The organism is Nocardia farcinica (assembly GCF_001182745.1).
GTDB classification, from domain to species: Bacteria; Actinomycetota; Actinomycetes; order Mycobacteriales; family Mycobacteriaceae; genus Nocardia; species Nocardia farcinica.
Map to the genome: position 1 here is coordinate 2,087,418 of NZ_LN868938.1, position 16,961 is coordinate 2,104,378.

Sequence of the window (16,961 nt, forward strand, 5' to 3'; positions counted from 1 at the left end):
GGTCAGTTCGCGGCGGCGCGCAGCGATGCCTCCAACTGCTGCAGTCCGCTGCGGATGCGGGTCTTCACCGTCGGCAACGGCACGTCCAGGTGGGCGGCCACTTCCCGGTAGGTGCGCCCGCCGTAGTAGGCCAGCGCGATGGCCTCGCGTTGCACGGCGCTGAGGCCGCGCAGGTATCTTGCCATCTCGAGGCGCTCCAGCCGCTGCACCGCGGCCTCGGCCACCACGTCGTAGGCGGCGCTGGAACTCGTTGCGCCGTAGGTCGATTCCCGGATTCCCGCCGCGGCTTCGGCCCGCACCCGGTCCACCGCCCTGCGGTGGGTCAGCATCATCAGCCACCCGACCGGGGAACAGAGGCGGCGATCGTAGCGGTCGGCGATCGACCACACCTGGAGAAAGACCTCCTGGGTGGTCTCCTCGGCCGCCGCATGCCCCCGCAGCACCCGTAGTGCCGTCCGGAACACCCGGACATTGGTCGCCCGATAGAACTGCGTGAACGCCTCCCGGTCACCGGCGGCGATCTGCGAGAGCAGTGCCGCCAGATCCGGCCCTTCCCCTAGCGGCCGCCCAGGCGCCCTCATGGCGACCGCTCCCGTATTGTTCTCAGGCTCACACTCGTCTGGCATGGTGTGGACTCCTGCCGAAATGTCTTTCCCGACCCGTCGCGCCGAACGGCGCGCCACCAGCAATGCTCCAGCAATGCCGCCGCCCCCGCTGCGAAAGTCCGAATTTCTCCGACAATTCGTGTTTAACCGGGAAATACCTCGACAAATCGGACCATACGATCGAGCATGCTAGGTCCGAACCCGATACATCACCGTCCGCACCCGACAACCACACGATTGCCGGGTGCTCGGAGACAGCGTCAGTCCTCGGCGGGCACCATGTCCGACTGCTTCGGCGCCGCGGGCACCCACCCCCGCAGCGGTTGTACGACCCCGCCGTAGAAGGCATCCATCGCTCCGGTGACGCTGGCGACGAAACTGGCCGCGGTCCCCGACCGCCGACTGCCCATCGGAAAGGACTGCTCGAGGGAAAACGACACGATGGTGCCCGCCCGCCCCTCGGTCAGCACCTTCGGCGTCGCCCGCACCGTCGACAGGTGCTCGCACGCCTCGTTGCCCTTCTCCGAGAACACCGCCTCCACCTGGACCTCGCCCGGTGCGTCGGCGAGCTGACGCAGCAACCAGCTCAGCCGACGCCCCGACGTGCCCTCGTTCGGGGCATCCAGGGTGGTCCGGCAACGCACTCGGTTGGTGCGCAGGTCGGCGACCACGACCAGGTCGCCCGCCGTGTCGGGGATGCGCAGCACGGCCTCGAACACGCCCTCGGCGGCCAGCCGCTCCGCGACGGCGGCGTTGCGGGCAGCCGGATCCGTTCGGTACTTGCGCGCCAGGACATGCTTGACCGTGACACCGAGTTCCGCCGTCATCCGCAGCGCCAGGTGACGCGAGAGCGAGGACCAGGTCTCGGCCACGGTGAGCGCCTTCTGGTCACCCGCGCGGAGGGTGCCCGCCAGCACCCCGTCGCGCACCGCGACCCAGTGCCTGCCCATGTCGACGAACTCGGCGGCACCGGAACGGGGATGGTCCAGGTAACGCAGGAACTCCGCGAGGATCCATGCCTGCAATTCGTTGTCGATGCCGCCGTGGGCGACCAGCATGCGTGCCTCGTGCGCCACCTCCGACCACGACAGGTGCCGCAGCGCGACCTTGGCCAGCTTGCGGCGGTCGACGTCGACCGGCAGTTCGCCCGGTCCCGCGGGCACGTCGTTGGACAGGCTCACCACGACGTCGTACTTCTTGCGGCGCGCCACATCGAGGTAATTCTCGAGCTGTTCGCGGCGCAGCCTGCCGTTGCCGGTCTTGACCTCGAGCAATCCCGTCCACACCCGGCCACCGCGCACCACCTTCAGCACCGCGTCGGGCACCACCTTGGACTCGCCACGCTCGTAGGGCACCTCCACATAACCCTCGAACACCCCTGCGGGCGCACCCATTCGCGCGCAGATGGCCCGCGCGAACGGCTTGACGGCCTGCATGGCCGAGATCAGTGCGGAGGTCGCGCGGCGCTCCTGCTCCTCCCCCGCGCCGACGCCGACCACGGAGAACAACCGGGCGGGCTGCCAGCCGTCGTGCTCGGCGAGGGTGAACTCGAGCGGCTTCACCTTCTTGGGCGCTCGCTTGGTGGTCCGCACCCCGCGACGGGCCGCCGCCGGGCGCTGAGCCGGCTCCGGTACCGAAACGGCATCGACCGAACGCGGGCCGGCGTCCTCGGCCGGCGGTTCGACCGACCGCCGAGCATCCGATTCCTGCCGAGGGGTGTCCTGCGGCTCCCGCGCGCCCGAGGCGGGTTCCGCGGGCGACGTCTCGATGCTGCCGTCCGGGCCCTCGGGAGCCTCGGCGCGCTCGCCGTCGTCGTCGATCGCGACGCCGAAATCCGTGGCCAACCCGGCCAATCCGCTGTCCCAGCCCTGGCCCACGGCGCGCACCTTCCAGATTCCGTGGCGCCGGTACACCTCTCCGAACACGAACGCCGATTCGGTGGTGGCGTCGGCGGTCACGTACTCGGCCAGCGACATCCCGGCGGCGTCCACCACACGCAAGGCCAGCTTCCCCAAGTCCCCGAAGGTTCCGGCACCGACACTGCCGACCAGCGCGATGCGGTGCACCCGCTCGCTCACCGCAGACAGGTCCAGCGCGATTCTCGCCTGCGCGCCCTCTTCGGTCGTGCTGGCCCCGAGGAAGCACACCGAGCCGTCGGGCGACTCCGGCTGGTTGTAGAACACGAAATCGGCGTCGTCACCGACCTTCCCGTCCGCCCCGAGCAGCAACGCCGACGCGTCCACCTCCACCTCGGATTCGCTCCAGCCGAGCACGACATCGACTCGTTCCACATCGTCCGGCAGCGGCACGTTCTCGCCTTTGGACAGCATCGGAGACATCACGTTCACCCTTCGACGATCGGTTGGTCCTGCCCCACGGGGCCAGGTCCACTCCGACGCGCCCCCTGAAAGTCGCTCACGTTCGGAGTCGACGCAGTCGCTATCGGCCGGAAGTACCGCGGTGTTACGTGGCTCACAGGAGGCTCGTCTCACATCGGCGCGGCCGGGGTGGGTGGGGGCGGCTTAGAGTCGGGGGATGAATCCGTTCTTCGAACGCAGTGCGCTGCCCTACGAGTTGCCGCCGTTCGCGCGGATACGGGAGGAGCATTTCCTACCCGCGTTCGAGCGGGGGATGCGCGAGCAGTTGGCGGAGGTGGCGGCGATCGCAGGGGACGCGCAGGCGCCGACGTTCGCGAACACGGTGGTGGCCCTGGAGCGCTCGGGGGCGGTGTTGCGGCGGGTACGCGCGGTGTTCTTCGCGCTGGTCTCGGCGGATTCGACGCCGGGGATCCAGGCGATCGAGGCGGAGGTCTCGCCGCGGCTGGCCGCGCATCACGACGCGATCCACCTGAACGCGGAGTTGTTCGCCCGGATCGACGCGCTGTACGAGCGGCGCGCGGAGCTGGGATTGGACGCGCAGGATCTGCGGCTGCTCGAGCAGTACCACCTGGAGTTCGTGCGGGCCGGTGCGCGACTGGACGCGGCGGGACAGGCCCGGCTGCGTGAGCTGAACGCCGAATTGGCCGCCGCCGCCACCCGTTTCGGCCAGAACCTGCTGGCGGCGACGAACGCGGGGACGGTGCTGGTCGAGCACGAGCGGGAGCTGGCCGGGCTGGCGCCCGCGGCGGTGGCGGCGGCCGCCGAGCAGGCACGGGCCCTCGGCCACGAGGGCTGGGCGTTGCGGCTGCAGAACGTCTCCAACCAACCGGTGCTCGCGGAGCTGAGCGATCGGGAGCTGCGCCGCCGGGTGCTCGACGCCTCGCTGGATCGCGGTTTCGGCACCGACCCCGACAACGCCGCGACGGCCGTGCGGATCGCCGCCCTGCGCGCCGAGCGGGCCGCGCTGCTCGGCTTCCCCGATCACGCGGGGTACGTGGTGGCCGACCAGACGGCGGGCACCGCCGAGGCGGTCGAGGAGATGTTCGCGCGGCTGGTCCCGCCGGCGGTGGCCAATGCCGAGCGCGAGGCCGCCGAACTGGCCGCGGCGATGCGTGCCGCGGGCGCGGGCGACGAGCTGCGGGCCTGGGACTGGCTGTACTGGTCGGAGCGGGTGCGCGCCGAACGGTTCGCGGTGGACGGTGCGGCGCTGCGGCCGTACCTCGAGTTGGAGCGGGTGCTGTGGGACGGGGTCTTCCACGCGGCCGAGCGGGTCTACGGCATCACCGTCCGCGAACGCGCGGACTTGACCGGCTATCACCCGGACGTGCGGGTCTTCGAGGTGTTCGACGCCGACGGCAGCCCGCTCGGCCTGTTCCTCGGTGACTACTTCGCGCGCCCGTCCAAGCGCGGCGGGGCGTGGATGACGGCGCTGGTGGATCAGTCCACGCTGCTGGGCACCCGCCCGGTCGTGACGAACGTGCTCAACATCGCCCGACCGCCCGAGGGCGAGCCCGTGCTGTTGACCTGGGACAACGTGCGCACCCTCTTCCACGAGTTCGGCCACGCCCTGCACGGGCTGTGCTCCGACGTGCGCTACCCGTATTTCTCGGGCACAGCGGTGCCGCGCGACTTCGTCGAATTCCCGTCGCAGGTCAACGAGATGTGGATGGACCACCCGGAGATCCTGGCGCGCTACGCCCGCCACGTCGAGACCGGTGCGCCGATGCCGGCGGAGTTGGTCGAACGCCTGCGCGAGGCGGCGCGCTTCGGCGAAGGGTTCCGCACCGTGGAGTACCTGGCGGCCGCGCAGCTGGACTGGGCCTGGCATCGGGTCGCCGACCCGGCCGCGCTCGACGGCGTGGACGCCGCCGCTTTCGAGGAGCAGGCGCTGCGCAAGGCGGGGCTGGCGCTGTCGGCCGTCCCGCCCCGCTATCGCACCGCCTACTTCGCGCACATCTTCTCCGGCGGGTACGCGGCGGGCTACTACTCCTACATCTGGAGCGAGGTGCTCGACGCCGACACGGTCGAATGGTTCACCGACGGCGCGGCGCCGATCCGGGACAAGGGCGAGATCTTCCGGCGCACGCTGCTCGCACGCGGCGGCTCGGTCGACCCGATGGCGGCGTTCGCGCAGGTCCGGGGGCGCGAGCCGGACATCGGGCCGCTGCTGGCCCGGCGCGGCCTGAGCCGGACGTGACGGTTGTCTCAGAAATAGCTGCGTGCCGATTCTCCGGCCGCCGGTGTCCCCAGAACAGGGGCGTCACCCGAGGCGCACCCGTGACTGCGCGGAGGATGCCATGTTGCTGGAAGCTAGCCCGAAGCGCCGTGCCGTGCGGCCCGCCGCGGGCGGCGCACGCCGCGGACGCGTCGAGCGCGGCACCGCGGTGCTCGCCCTGATCGCCGCCGTGGCCTTCGCCGTGGGCGTGGGCGCGCTGAGCCGCTCGATGACCACCGGCCTGTTCGCCGGTGCGAGCATTTCCGCGGGCGTGCCACTCGCCCTGGCGATGCTGCCGCGCCCCTGAGCGCGGACTACAACAGTCCGTGCAGGCGGAGATCGGCGACGTACTTCTCGATCAGCGCGCGCGTCAGGTGCGGGATGTCACCGTCGGCGGTGATGCCTGCGGCCCGCACCGCCGCCCGGAACTCCGCGGCGGGCAGCGCCGAGCCGCGCAGCGCGGGCACCGGCCTGCGGTAGGCGTGCAACAGCGGGAGCAGCGAGTGTTTGCGCTGACGTTCGGGCAGGGCGTGCAACGCCGTCTCGAAGCGGGTGACCCACTCGCTGTGCTCGGGGATGCGTTCGATGGGATGTCCGGCCTCGATCAGCCAGTCCACGAAGGTGTCCAGGCTGATGCCGTCGTCGTGCGGGTTGAGCACGTCGTAGGTGTGGAATCCCGCGGTGCGCGCCCCGAGCGCGGTGATCGCGGCAGCGGTGAAGTCCGCGGGCAGCCCGTCGTAGTGGGCGCGCGGGCGCTCGCCGGTGACCGTCGCGGCGTGGAACGAGGCGGGCGCGATGCCGGTGACCAGCAGGCTGAGCAGCAGCCGGGTGAACACGTCGGGGATGTTGAGCTGTCCGGCGAAGCTGCCGTGGGCCAGGATCATGTCCGAGCGGAACACCGCCACCGGGAGATCGAAGCGGTCGTGCGCCGCACGCAGCAACACCTCGGCGGCCCATTTGCTGTTGCCGTAGCCGTTGGCGTATCCGCGGTCCACCGTGCGGGTCGGGCTGATCACGCGGATGTCGCCGTCCTCGGCGAACCGGTCGGCGGGTATCTGCGCGGCGACGGCGACCGTGGACAGGAAGTCGATCGGCTTGCGCCGCTCGGTGAGCGCGAGCCGCAGGATCTCCGCGGTGCCCGCCACGTTGGGCCCGAACAGCTGCCGGTAGGGCAGCACGTGGTTGACCAGCGCGGCCGGGTGCACGATGTGCTCGACCTCGGCGGCCAGCCGTCGCCACGTGGCGGCGGCCAGGCCGAGGCCGGGCTCGCCGATGTCGCCGGCCACCACGGTGAGCCTGCGCTGGGCCAATTCCTTGAAGCGGCGCACCAATTCGGGATCGCCGCTGTCGAAGGCGGCTTCCAGGCGGGCCAGCGCGGCGGCCTCGTCCGCGCCGCGCACCAGGCAGATCAGCCGTCCGTCGACGCGGTCGAGCCGTTCCAGCCATTCCAGGCACAGAAACCGGCCGAGATAGCCGTTGGCGCCGGTCAGCAGCACCACTCGGGGCTCGGCGACCGGCGGCGCGGCGGTGGCCGCGGCGGCCAGCTCCTCGGCGTCGAAGAACTTCTCCAGGGCGAGGTCGGTGGCCCGGATCAGGGTCTGGTCGGGATGCACCCGGTCGAACAGCGGTGTCTCGGTGCGGTTTTCGCGTTCCGCGGCGATGTGGGCGGCCAGGCCGCGGAGGTCGGTCGCGGGGCCGGTGATGACGCCGACCGGCACCTCGACGGCGAAGATCTCACGCAGCAGGTTCGACAGCGCCAGCGCCGCCAGCGAATCGCCGCCGAGATCGGTGAAGTGCGCGGCCGGGCTCAGGTCGCTCGCCGTGCCGCCGAGGATCGCGGCGGCGGCGCGGGTGACGGTCTCGAGCACCGGACGCTGCCCGGCCTCGCGGCGCAGCGCCACCAGCTCGTCCTGCTGGGCCGCGGCCAGGTCGGCGTAGAGCTGTTCGAGCCGGTCGCGGTAGCGCGCCTCGACGGCGGGACGCAGGATCTTGCCGATGCCCGAGAGCAGCCCGGATTCGGTGGTGAACGGCTCGGTCTCGATCAGGAAGTCGCGCGGGATCTCGTAGGCCTCCAGCTCGGCGTCCCGGCCGATGTGCTGCAACGACTCCGCGATCCGCGTCTTCAGCGTGGCCGGGTCGCCCGCCAGCGCCTGTCGGCTCGGCACGATCACCGCCAGCAGATAGGCGCGTTCGCTGTTGCCGTAGACGAAGATCTGGCGCACCAGCGGACTGTTGGCGAAGATCGCCTCCAGCCGGGCGATGGTGACGAACTCGCCCTGCGCCAGCTTGAGCACATTGTTGCGGCGATCGACGTAGACGAGCCGGTCCGGCGCCAGTTCGGCGACCACGTCGCCGGTGCGGTAGAAGCCGTCCTCGTCGAAGATCTGGGCGTTGAGCTCCGGCCGCCGGTAGTAGCCGGGGATCATGGTGGTGGTCTCGAGCAGCAGCTCGCCGCGCGGATGCGGCTTGTCGGTGCGGAAATAGCCCAGTTCGGGCACGTCGGCGAGCCGGTAGTCCAGCACCGGCGGCCTGCGCACGGTGTTGTCGATGACCACGCTGCCGCCCGCCTCGGTGGAGCCGTAGCCGTCGTGCAGGGTCAGGTCGAGCACCGATTCCATGAACGCCTTCAGCTCCGGGGCCAGCGGCGCGCTGCCGCACACCACCGAGAGCAGCCGGTCGCCGAACAGTTCGAGGCGCAGGTCGGCCTTGACCCGGTCGTCGTCGGCCTGGCGCCGCAGCCGCTCGGTCTGGAATCGTTGCAGCACCATCTCGCACACGCGCGGCACCACGAACAGCTCGGTCGGCCTGGCCAGCGCCAGATCCTCGAACAGCGTGGACATGTCGGCGCGCGCGGTGAAGTAAGCGGTGCCGCCGCGCGCGAGCAGCCCGAACAGCGCCAGCCGCCCGGCGACGTGGCTGAGCGGCAGGTAGTTGACGGTGAGCGCGGCGACCTGCGGCTGGCCCAGCCACATCAGCGCGACCAGCCGCTCGGTGTACATCGCCCCCTTGGGCGTGCCGGTGCTGCCGGAGGTGTAGATCAGCAGGGCGAGCCGGTCGTCGCCGTGGCCGTCGTCGATCACGGCCGGCGGCAGCGCCCGGCCGCGGTCCTCGACCTCGGCGAGCGTGCGCACGCGCACACCGGTACCGGCCAGCCGCGCACACGCCGCCTCGTACACCGTGCGCTGCGCGTCGATGGCGGGGTCGAAGTCGAACACGTGCAGTGCCCGTGGCGTGGCCCCGGCGAGCACACAGTCCACCGCGTGCGGCAGGGTGTCCAGGCCGGTGGCCAGGATCGCGGGCGTGGTCTCGGCCAGGATGGCGGTCAGCTGCGTCACCGACGCGCTCGCCTGCAGCGGCACCGCCACCGCGCCCGCCCACACACAGGCCAGGTCGACGACGGCGTAGTCGGGGCTGGTGAAACCCAGGGTCGCGACGAATTCGCCGGGGCGGAGACGGGTTTCGTCGTCGTGCTGCCAGGCCGCGGCCACCGCGCGCAGCCGCAGGCCGAGCTCGCCGTAGCTCATCGTCGTGTACTCGGGCAGCAACCGTGCCACGCAGGCACCGGTCCCGGCGTCGACGGCCGGCTCCACCTCGCGCGCGGCCAGCGCGGGCCGGTCGCGGTAGCCGTCGACCACGGTGGCGACGAGATCGCGCAGCCGCAGGCCCGGTTCCCGCAGCGCCGCGCTGATCGCCTCGTCCGGCCGCGCGTCGCGCACCTGCGCGTCGTCGGCGTACAGGGCGGCGATCCGCTGCCGCAGACGCGTCGCTCGTGTGGATTCCACCGTTGGCCTCCCGGGGTGAAGCGGACTACCCCGAGCACGTTAGCTCAACTAAGAACCGTCGTTAACAATCAACCCGAGATCGGTGTCAGAGCTTGGTGACCCGGGCGACCGCGCGGGGCTGCTCCCCCACCGCCAGCCAGGCGTCCAGCGTCCCGCCGGTGCGCAGGCCGAGCAGCCGCACCTGCTCCCCCGCGCGCAGCGGCTTGGCGTATTCCACGATCACCCGGTGCGGTCCGGCGATCAGGTCGGCGTGCCGGTCCAGCAACTCCTCGAGCGCGCTCAGGTACACCGCGTTGTTGACGTGGTCGAGCAGATCGATGTCGGCCACCCGCAGCGGGAACGGCCGCTCCTCCACCCCCGGCGCGTCCGGTGCCGGCATCGGGTCGGTGAGCGCGGCCTGCCAGCGCAGCCGGTGTTCGGTGGTGGTGGCCAGCATGGGCGCCATGAACCGGTCGCTCATCCGGGAGGGCACCGCGCTGTCGGGGGCGAAGTGGATGAGGAAGGCCTCGGTCTCGATCGATCCGCCACCGCTGCCCTCGATGCGCACCCGCATGTTGCACCAGCGGTTCGACAGTGCCGAACACCACCGTGAGAGCGTGACGTGCTCGCCCCAGCGCACCGGCTCGAGCACGTCGATCACCGTGCGGCGGACCACCCAGCCGCGGTGGTTCGCCCCGTCGGCCACGGCGTCGAGATGTTCGAAGCCGATGTCCTGCAGGTAGCGGGCGACCGCGTCCAGGCGCAGCCGCTGCTCCCGGTCGGTGTCGGCCAGTCGGACCGGCCAGTGGGTGCTGAACGGGGTGTAGTCGGTCGGGCACGGCGCGAGCACGCGGGGAATGACCATGTCTGCGATGATGCCAGGCCCGAGCGCGGCGGTCCGGCGAACGCCGCGCTACCGGACCGTGCTCACTTGCGTCCGCGCTCGCGCTTCTCTCGCACGCGCACCGAGATGCGCACCGGCGAGCCGTCGAAGCCGAACTCCTCGCGCAGCCTGCGTTCCAGGAACCGTCGGTAACCTGCCTCCAGGAAACCGGTGGTGAACAGCACGAAGGTGGGCGGCCGGGTGGCCGCCTGGGTGGCGAACAACACCCGCGGCAGCCTGCCGCCGCGCATCGGCGGCGGGGTGGCCGCGACGACCTCCTTGAGCCAGTTGTTCAACCGGCCGGTGGAGATGCGCTTGTCCCAGGACTCGAGCGCGGTCTCCATCGCGGGCACCAGCTTCTGCACGGCGCGACCGGTGTGGGCGGAGATGTTGACGCGCTGCGCCCACGGCACCCGCACCAGCTCCCGGTCGACCTCCTTCTCCAACTGCAGGCGGCGGTCCTCGTCGACCAGGTCCCACTTGTTGAACGCCAGCACCAGCGCGCGCCCGGAGTCGGCCACCAGGCTGATCACCCGCAGGTCCTGCTCGGTGATCGGCTGGGAGGCGTCGATCAGCATGATCGCCACCTCCGAGGCCTCCAGCGCCGACTTGGTGCGCAGCGAGGCGTAGAACTCGGTGCCGCTGGCATTGGAGACCTTGCGGCGCAGGCCCGCGGTGTCGACGAACTTCCAGATCTTGCCGCCCAGTTCCACCAGCGAGTCCACCGGGTCGACGGTGGTGCCCGCCACGTCGTGCACCACCGAGCGTTCGTCCCCGGCGAGCTTGTTGAGCAGGCTGGACTTGCCGACGTTCGGCTTGCCGACCAGCGCGACCCGGCGCGGGCCGGTACCGCCGGTGCCCTCGCGCGGGGTCTCGGGCAGTACCTCGAGCACGTCGTCGAGCAGATCGCCGGTACCGCGGCCGTGCGCGGCGCTGACCATGCGCGGTTCCCCGAGCCCCAGCGACCACAGCGCGGCGGCCTCGGCCTCGAGCCGCTGGTCGTCGACCTTGTTGGCGACCAGGATGACCGGGATCCGCGAGCGCCGCAGCTTCTTCACCGCGGCCTCGTCGGTGGCGGTCGCACCGACGGTGGCGTCGACGACCAGCAGGATGGCGTCGGCGGTCGCCATCGCCAGTTCGGCCTGCCGGGCGACCGCCTGCTGCAGCCCCTTCGCGTCGGGCTCCCAGCCGCCGGTGTCCTGCACCAGGAAGCGGCGGCCGGCCCAGGTGGCCTCGTAGGAGACCCGGTCGCGGGTGACGCCGGGGATGTCCTCCACGACCGCCTCGCGGCGGCCGAGGATCCGGTTCACCAGGGTGGACTTGCCGACGTTGGGGCGTCCGACCACGGCCAGGGTCGGCATCGCCTGCTGCGCCTCCCCCTCCTGCTCGCCATCGAGATCGGCGATCTCCCAGTCGGATTCGTCGCTCCAGACGCCGTCGCCGGCGAGCACGTCCTCGCTCATTGTGCACTTCCTGTCGAAATCTGTTGTGCCACCACGCGCGACAGTTCGTCGATGACCTCGTCCATGGTCAGCTCGCTGGTGTCGACCAGCACCGCGTCCGCGGCGGGACGCAGCGGGGACACCGCGCGGGTGGAGTCGAGGGTGTCGCGCCGCTGCACGTCGGCGAGCACGGCCGCGTAGTCGTCGCCGCGGCCCTCGCGGATGTTCTGCTGGTTGCGCCGTTCGGCGCGCGCCTCGGCCGAGGCGGTCAGGTAGATCTTGGCGTCGGCGGCGGGCAGCACCACGGTGCCGATGTCGCGGCCCTCCACCACGATGCGGCGGGCGTCCGCGGCGATGTCGCGTTGCGCGGCCACGAGCAGGTCGCGCACCTCGGGCACCGCCGACACCGCGGACACGGCCTTGGTGACCGCGTCGCCGCGGATCTCGGCGGAGACGTCTTCGCCGTCGAGTTCGATCACCTCGCGGCTGGGGTCGGTGCCGATGGTCAGCGGCAGTTCCTTGACCGCGGCCGCGATGGCGGCGGGATCGGTGAGTTCCACGCCCGCGCGCAGCACGCGCAGCGTCGCCACCCGGTACATGGCACCGGTGTCGAGGTAGCGGGCGCCGAGCCGGGTCGCCAGCCGCCGCGACACGCTGGACTTGCCGGTGCCCGACGGCCCGTCCATCGCGACCACCAGGGGCGTGTCCGCCGACATCGCGCCGGGGGCCTCGACCGGGATCTGCACACCGTTCACAGCGACACCGCCTCGTAGAGTTTGCCGATTTCGTCGCGGCCGAGCACGCGCAGGGTGCCGGGCCGTTGGTCGCCCAGCGCGACCGGGCCGATGTGGGTGCGCACCAGCCGGGTCACCGGGTGGCCCACCGCGTCGAGCAACCTGCGCACGATGTGCTTGCGTCCCTCGTGCAGCACGATCTTGACCAGCGAACGGCCCTCGCCGAGTTCGAGCACCTGGAAGCGGTCCACCTTGGCGGGGCCGTCCTCGAGCTCGATGCCGTCGCGCAGCCGCTTGCCGATCACCTTGTGGTGGACTTCGCCGTGCACGGTCGCCAGGTAGGTCTTGGAGACCTCGAAGGACGGGTGCATCAGCCGGTGCGCCAGATCGCCGTCGTTGGTGAGCAGCAGCAGGCCCTCGGTGTCGGCGTCGAGGCGCCCGACGTGGAACAGGCGCTGCCCGGCCGCGATCCGCTCGGCGACGATGTCGCCGACACACGGGCGGCCCAGATCGTCGGACATGGTGGACTGCCAGCCCTTCGGCTTGTTCAGCGCGACGTAGACCTGCTCGTCGCGCACCACCACGCGGACACCGTCGACGCGGACCACGGCGGTCTGCGGGTCGATGCGCAGGCCCTGCTCGCGCACGATGACGCCGTCGACCTCGACGCGGCCCTGGTCGATCATCTCCTCGGCGGCGCGACGCGAGGCGACACCGGCCTTGGCGAGCACCTTCTGCAGCCGTTCGCCCTCACCCCACGGCAGTTTCGCCGGGCCGTCGGTGTGCTTGGGCTCGACGTTCTGGCGACGGGCCGGTTTGGCGTTGCTCAGCAGCGGAGCGACCGGAGCCTGCCGTTGCGGCTTGGGATTCTTGGCCTTCCGGGCGGGTGGCGATGCGCTCGGTGCGCCGGGTCGGCCGGTGCCCTGCGCCGCCGGGCGTCCCGCGCCGTGGCCGGCCGGGCGTCCCGTCCCCTGGGCGCCGGTGCGCGCCGCGCCCTGCCCGGTGGAACGGCCCGCGCGCGGTGTGCCGCCCTGGGGTGCGCGGCGCGGCCCGCCGCGCTCGTCGTTCTCCCACGGTGCGCCACCGCGGGGGGCGCCGCCGCGCTGGGCGGCCCTGGCGCCGCGCGATCCCGCGGCCCGCGCTGCCCCGCTCCTGGCGGAGTGCGCGCTGTGTTTCCTACGATCCGGTGTGCCATCTCGGCGAGCGGGCGTATTCATGTGTCCTTCGTCAATCCTCGGTGCCGAGGTCCAGGTCGGACTCGGCGGGTTTGCGCAGCCTGGTGTACCGGGGATCGGTTTCCAGGCTGTCGTTGATCTCGTCGATCAGGTCGACGCCCGGGAGCAGGGGCGCCAGCGGTGGCAGGTCCGACAACGACGCCAGCCCGATCCGCTCCAGGAACAGTTCGGTGGTGCGGTAGAGCGTGCCGTTCGTCTCCGGGTCGACCCCGGCTTCGGCGATCAGGCCGCGCGCGAGCAGCGTGCGCATCACGCCGTCGACGTTCACGCCGCGCACCGCGCTCACCCGGTTCCTGGTCACCGGCTGGCGGTATGCCACGACCGCCAGCGTCTCCAACGCCGCCCTGGTCAGTTTCGTCCTGGCGCCGTCGAGCAGTACGCGCTCCACGTACGGTGCGTACTCGGTGCGAGTATAGAAGCGCCAGCCGTCGCCGACGAAACGCAGATCGATGCCGCTGCCCCGCGCGGTGAGTTCGGCCGACATCTGCCGCAGCGTCGCCTCGACCCGTTCGGTGGTGTCGTCCAGGGCCGCCGCCAGCTGCTCTACCGGGGCCGGAGCGTCCACGACGAGCAGCATCGCCTCGAGCGCCGAACGGAATTCGGCGTCGTCGAGAACCGGCGGGGTGAGATCGGACACCACGTCCGCGGCGGTGTTCGGTGGCTGGCTCACCCGTAGTCCTCCTCGATCGTCACGGTCGTGTCCTGTTCGCCCGGATCGCCGATCCAGCTGATCGCCAGCGGACCCAGCGGGTCGGGCTGGTCGAACTCGATGCTCTTGCCCCGGTACAGCTCGAGCAGCGCGAGGAAACGCGCCACGATCTGCACCGGCACCTCGCAGTCGGCGACCAGTTCGGCGAAGGTGGTCCAACCGCCGGGCCCGCGTGCCTTCAGCATCTCCAGCACCAGCGCCGCCTGCTCGGCCACCGACACCGTGTGCTGGTGCAGGTGATCCAGTCCGACCGTGGGGCGGGGGCGAGGCCGGAACGCCGCGGCCGCGATTTCGGCGAAGCCCGCCGCGTCCACTCCCAGGGTAACCTCGGGCAACAATCCGGCGAAGCGCTCCTCCAGCCCCACCGCGCGCGGGTAGCGGCGCAGAGCCACGGCCTCCAGCTCGCCGAGCAGCTCGGCCACCTGCTTGAACGCGCGGTACTGCAACAGCCGGGCGAACAGCAGGTCGCGGGCCTCGAGCAACTCCAGATCCTCGGCGTCGGTCATCTCCCCCGACGGCAGCAGCCGTGCGGCCTTGAGGTCGAGCAGGGTCGCGGCCACCACGAGGAATTCGGTCGTCTGGTCCAGGATCTTGTCCGCGCGCAGGCCCGCGGTGGTCTCCATGCTCGCGGTGAGCGCCTTGGTGTAGGCGATGAACTCGTCGGTGACCTGGTGCAACGCCACCTCGGTGACGTCGAGCTTGCGCGAGCTGATGAGGGTGAGCAGCAGGTCGAACGGGCCCTCGAAATTCGCGAGCTTGAGCCGGAAGCCGCCGGATTCGCCGCCGGATTCGCCGTCGCCCTCGGCCTGCGCGTTCGCCGGGACGGGCTCGTGCGGATCGGGGACGGTCGGCGGGGCGGGGTCGGTGGCCGCGCTCACCGGCCGGACCGGTGGATGACTTCCCGTGCCATCGCCCGATACGCTTCGGCCCCACCGGATTTCGGCGCCCACGTGGTGATCGGCTCGCCCGCCACGCTGGCGTCGGGGAACCGCACGGTGCGCGCGATCGCGGTGTCGTACACGAGGTCGCCGAACACTTCGACGACGCGCGCCATCACCTGACGCGAATGCAGCAGCCGGGCATCGAACATGGTGACCACGATGCCGTACAGGCTCAGCCGCGGATTCAGCCGGTCGCGCACCTTCTCCACGGTGTCGTTGAGCAGCGCGAGCCCGCGCAGCGAGAAGTACTCGCACTCCATCGGGATGATGACCCCGTCCGAGCAGGCCAGCGCGTTCACGGTGAGCAGACCCAGCGAGGGCTGGCAGTCGATGAGGATGTAGTCGTAGCGGTCGCGCACCGGTTCCAGCGCGCGGCCGAGCGTCTGCTCGCGGCCGACCTCGTTGACCAGCTGGATCTCCGCCGCCGACAGGTCGATGTTGCTCGGCAGCAGGTCCATGTTCTCGACCTTGGTCTGCATCAGCACGTCGTCGATCGAGGTGCGCCCGCCGACGAGCAGATTGTGCACGGTCAGGTCGAGGTCGTGGTGGGCCACGCCGAGCCCGGCCGAGAGCGCGCCCTGCGGGTCGAGATCGACCAGCAGCACGCGGCGGCCGTATTCGGCCAGGGCCGCGCCGAGATTGATGGTGGAGGTGGTCTTGCCGACGCCGCCCTTCTGGTTGCACATCGCGACGATCAGCGCGTCGCCGTGCGAGGTGAGCGGGGGCGGGTCGGGGACCACCCGCAGCGGCCTGCCCGTCGGACCCAGTTCGCCGTCCTCGGGCACGGGCGGGGCGGTGCCGCCCCACAGGGTCTCCGCCGCGACGTCCGAATCCTCTCCCGGGCGGGGTTCTGTCGGCGGCTGCGCCTCACCGTATGGCGGCTCCGCCGCGCCGGCTGTCGTCACGATCCGCTGCTCCTTATACGTTCCTGCCCGTTGCCGAGCGTAGCGAGGACGCTCGCGCTGCCTTGCCGAGCGTAGCGAGGCCGATCGCGCCCGACCTCGCTTTCGTACGGTCCAGCTCTCGCTAGACGCTACCGCTTGACGGCGTCGGACACGCGTTCGGACACGCGCCGACCGGCTACCGCGACGATCCCCCGTCCCCTCACCTGGCGCGTGGATGGGCCGTGGCCCAGACCTCGCGCAGTGTGCTCACGGTGACCAGGGTATAGATCTGCGTGGTCGTCACCGAGGCGTGGCCGAGCAGCTCCTGCACCACGCGCACGTCCGCACCGCCGTCGAGCAGGTGGGTGGCGAAGGAGTGCCGCAGCGTGTGCGGGGAGACGGCGGCGCCGATGCCCGCGCGTTCGGCGGCGGTCTGCAACACCTGCCACGCGCTCTGCCGCGACAGCCGCCCGCCCCGCACGTTGAGGAACAGCGCGCCGCCGGTGCCCTTGCCCGCGGCCGCCAGCACCGGCCGTCCGCGCACCAGGTAGGCGTCCACGGCGGCCAGCGCCGGACGGCCGATCGGGACGATGCGCTGTTTGCCGCCCTTGCCGCGCAACACGACCGCGCGTTCGGTGGTGTCGAGATCGTCGACGTCGAGGCCGACCATCTCCGAGATGCGCGCCCCGGTGGAGTACAGCAGTTCCAGCAACGCCCGATCGCGCAGACCGCGCGGGCCGCCGTCCACGGCGGCGGTGTCCCCGTCCTCGGCCGGTCCCCCGCCCGCGGCCTCGAGCAGCCGCAGCACCTGGTCGTAGGGCAGCGCCTTGGGCAACCGGCGGCCGGGGGTGGGCGGTTTCACCGCATGCGCGACGTCGGTGCTGGTCATCCCCTCCGCGGCGGCGAAGCGGTGCAGCCCGCGCACCGCGATCAACGCTCGTGCCACCGAGCTGGCCGCCAACGGCGGATGATCGCCGCCGCCGGACCGCAGCGCGACGGTGAACGCCGCGACGTCGGCCTCCCGCACCTGTTCGAGCCCGCCGATCCCGCGCTGGGTCAGGAAGTCGCGGTAGCGCCCCAGATCACGCCGGTAGGCGCCGAGGGTGTTGCGGGCCGCGCCGCGCTCCACCGCGAGATGGTCCAGGTAGGCGTCGATCTCGCGCGCGAGCATCCC

13 protein-coding genes are annotated in these 16,961 nt (G+C 71.6%); 2 read left to right on the plus strand and 11 right to left on the minus strand.

The window, feature by feature from the left end:
• Window positions 1–2: 2 nt before the first annotated feature.
• Both AMO33_RS10200 and AMO33_RS10205 read right to left on the minus strand, forming a co-directional pair.
• Complete coding sequence (locus tag AMO33_RS10200; RefSeq protein WP_240327470.1) at window positions 3–581, minus strand: sigma-70 family RNA polymerase sigma factor; 579 nt, start codon at window positions 579–581, stop codon at window positions 3–5.
• Window positions 582–865: 284 nt separating this feature from the next.
• Window positions 866–2,947 (minus strand): TerD family protein, encoded by a 2,082-nt coding sequence (locus AMO33_RS10205; protein WP_107103120.1) that lies wholly within the window; start codon window positions 2,945–2,947, stop codon window positions 866–868.
• Between the two features lie 193 nt (window positions 2,948–3,140).
• Between AMO33_RS10205 and AMO33_RS10210 the strand changes: the two genes are divergently transcribed.
• The gene (locus AMO33_RS10210) at window positions 3,141–5,180 is read left to right on the plus strand and encodes a M3 family metallopeptidase (RefSeq protein WP_060592264.1); all 2,040 of its coding nucleotides are present in this window, start codon (window positions 3,141–3,143) and stop codon (window positions 5,178–5,180) included.
• A 100-nt stretch (window positions 5,181–5,280) separates the two neighbouring features.
• Window positions 5,281–5,505: a hypothetical protein gene (locus AMO33_RS10215; RefSeq protein WP_041560041.1), complete on the plus strand. Its 225-nt coding sequence runs from the start codon at window positions 5,281–5,283 to the stop codon at window positions 5,503–5,505.
• Window positions 5,506–5,512: 7 nt separating this feature from the next.
• Here AMO33_RS10215 and car read toward each other — a convergent pair whose 3' ends face one another.
• The 9 genes from car to xerD all read right to left on the minus strand — a co-directional run bounded on the left by car (window position 5,513) and on the right by xerD (window position 16,958).
• Window positions 5,513–8,980, minus strand: coding sequence for a carboxylic acid reductase (car, locus tag AMO33_RS10220; RefSeq protein ID WP_060592268.1), 3,468 nt, complete (start codon window positions 8,978–8,980; stop codon window positions 5,513–5,515).
• An 85-nt stretch (window positions 8,981–9,065) separates the two neighbouring features.
• Window positions 9,066–9,824: an acyl-[acyl-carrier-protein] thioesterase gene (locus AMO33_RS10225; protein ID WP_060592270.1), complete on the minus strand. Its 759-nt coding sequence runs from the start codon at window positions 9,822–9,824 to the stop codon at window positions 9,066–9,068.
• A 62-nt stretch (window positions 9,825–9,886) separates the two neighbouring features.
• Window positions 9,887–11,305 carry a ribosome biogenesis GTPase Der gene (gene der, locus AMO33_RS10230; protein ID WP_060592272.1) on the minus strand — a complete coding sequence of 473 codons (1,419 nt, stop codon included), beginning with the start codon at window positions 11,303–11,305 and terminating at the stop codon, window positions 9,887–9,889.
• Window positions 11,302–12,000, minus strand: a complete 699-nt coding sequence (gene cmk / locus AMO33_RS10235) for a (d)CMP kinase (protein ID WP_060593413.1) — start codon at window positions 11,998–12,000, stop codon at window positions 11,302–11,304. The genes der and cmk overlap by 4 nt, the downstream gene beginning before the upstream one ends.
• Window positions 12,001–12,035: 35 nt before the next feature.
• The gene (locus AMO33_RS31005; protein WP_076574241.1) at window positions 12,036–13,235 is read right to left on the minus strand and encodes a pseudouridine synthase; all 1,200 of its coding nucleotides are present in this window, start codon (window positions 13,233–13,235) and stop codon (window positions 12,036–12,038) included.
• A gap of 10 nt (window positions 13,236–13,245) precedes the next feature.
• On the minus strand, window positions 13,246–13,923 hold the full coding sequence (gene scpB, locus AMO33_RS10245) for an SMC-Scp complex subunit ScpB (protein WP_011208541.1): 678 nt from the start codon (window positions 13,921–13,923) through the stop codon (window positions 13,246–13,248).
• A complete protein-coding gene (locus tag AMO33_RS10250) occupies window positions 13,920–14,840 on the minus strand; it encodes a segregation and condensation protein A (protein WP_011208540.1) in 921 nt (306 codons plus the stop codon). The genes scpB and AMO33_RS10250 overlap by 4 nt, the downstream gene beginning before the upstream one ends.
• Window positions 14,837–15,712 carry a ParA family protein gene (locus AMO33_RS10255; RefSeq protein ID WP_041560853.1) on the minus strand — a complete coding sequence of 292 codons (876 nt, stop codon included), beginning with the start codon at window positions 15,710–15,712 and terminating at the stop codon, window positions 14,837–14,839. The genes AMO33_RS10250 and AMO33_RS10255 overlap by 4 nt, the downstream gene beginning before the upstream one ends.
• A 295-nt stretch (window positions 15,713–16,007) precedes the next feature.
• Window positions 16,008–16,958: a site-specific tyrosine recombinase XerD gene (gene xerD, locus AMO33_RS10260; protein ID WP_060592274.1), complete on the minus strand. Its 951-nt coding sequence runs from the start codon at window positions 16,956–16,958 to the stop codon at window positions 16,008–16,010.
• Window positions 16,959–16,961 lie beyond the last annotated feature (3 nt).

What these genes read in the sequence shown, in the direction of transcription:
- AMO33_RS10200 (WP_240327470.1), bottom strand. Translation starts at nt 581, where the DNA reads ATGAGGGCGCCTGGGCGGCCGCTAGGGGAAGGGCCGGATCTGGCGGCA.
- AMO33_RS10210 (WP_060592264.1), top strand. Translation starts at nt 3,141, where the DNA reads ATGAATCCGTTCTTCGAACGCAGTGCGCTGCCCTACGAGTTGCCGCCG.
- AMO33_RS10215 (WP_041560041.1), top strand. Translation starts at nt 5,281, where the DNA reads ATGTTGCTGGAAGCTAGCCCGAAGCGCCGTGCCGTGCGGCCCGCCGCG.
- AMO33_RS10225 (WP_060592270.1), bottom strand. Translation starts at nt 9,824, where the DNA reads ATGGTCATTCCCCGCGTGCTCGCGCCGTGCCCGACCGACTACACCCCG.
- der (WP_060592272.1), bottom strand. Translation starts at nt 11,305, where the DNA reads ATGAGCGAGGACGTGCTCGCCGGCGACGGCGTCTGGAGCGACGAATCC.
- cmk (WP_060593413.1), bottom strand. Translation starts at nt 12,000, where the DNA reads ATGTCGGCGGACACGCCCCTGGTGGTCGCGATGGACGGGCCGTCGGGC.
- AMO33_RS31005 (WP_076574241.1), bottom strand. Translation starts at nt 13,235, where the DNA reads ATGAATACGCCCGCTCGCCGAGATGGCACACCGGATCGTAGGAAACAC.
- xerD (WP_060592274.1), bottom strand. Translation starts at nt 16,958, where the DNA reads ATGCTCGCGCGCGAGATCGACGCCTACCTGGACCATCTCGCGGTGGAG.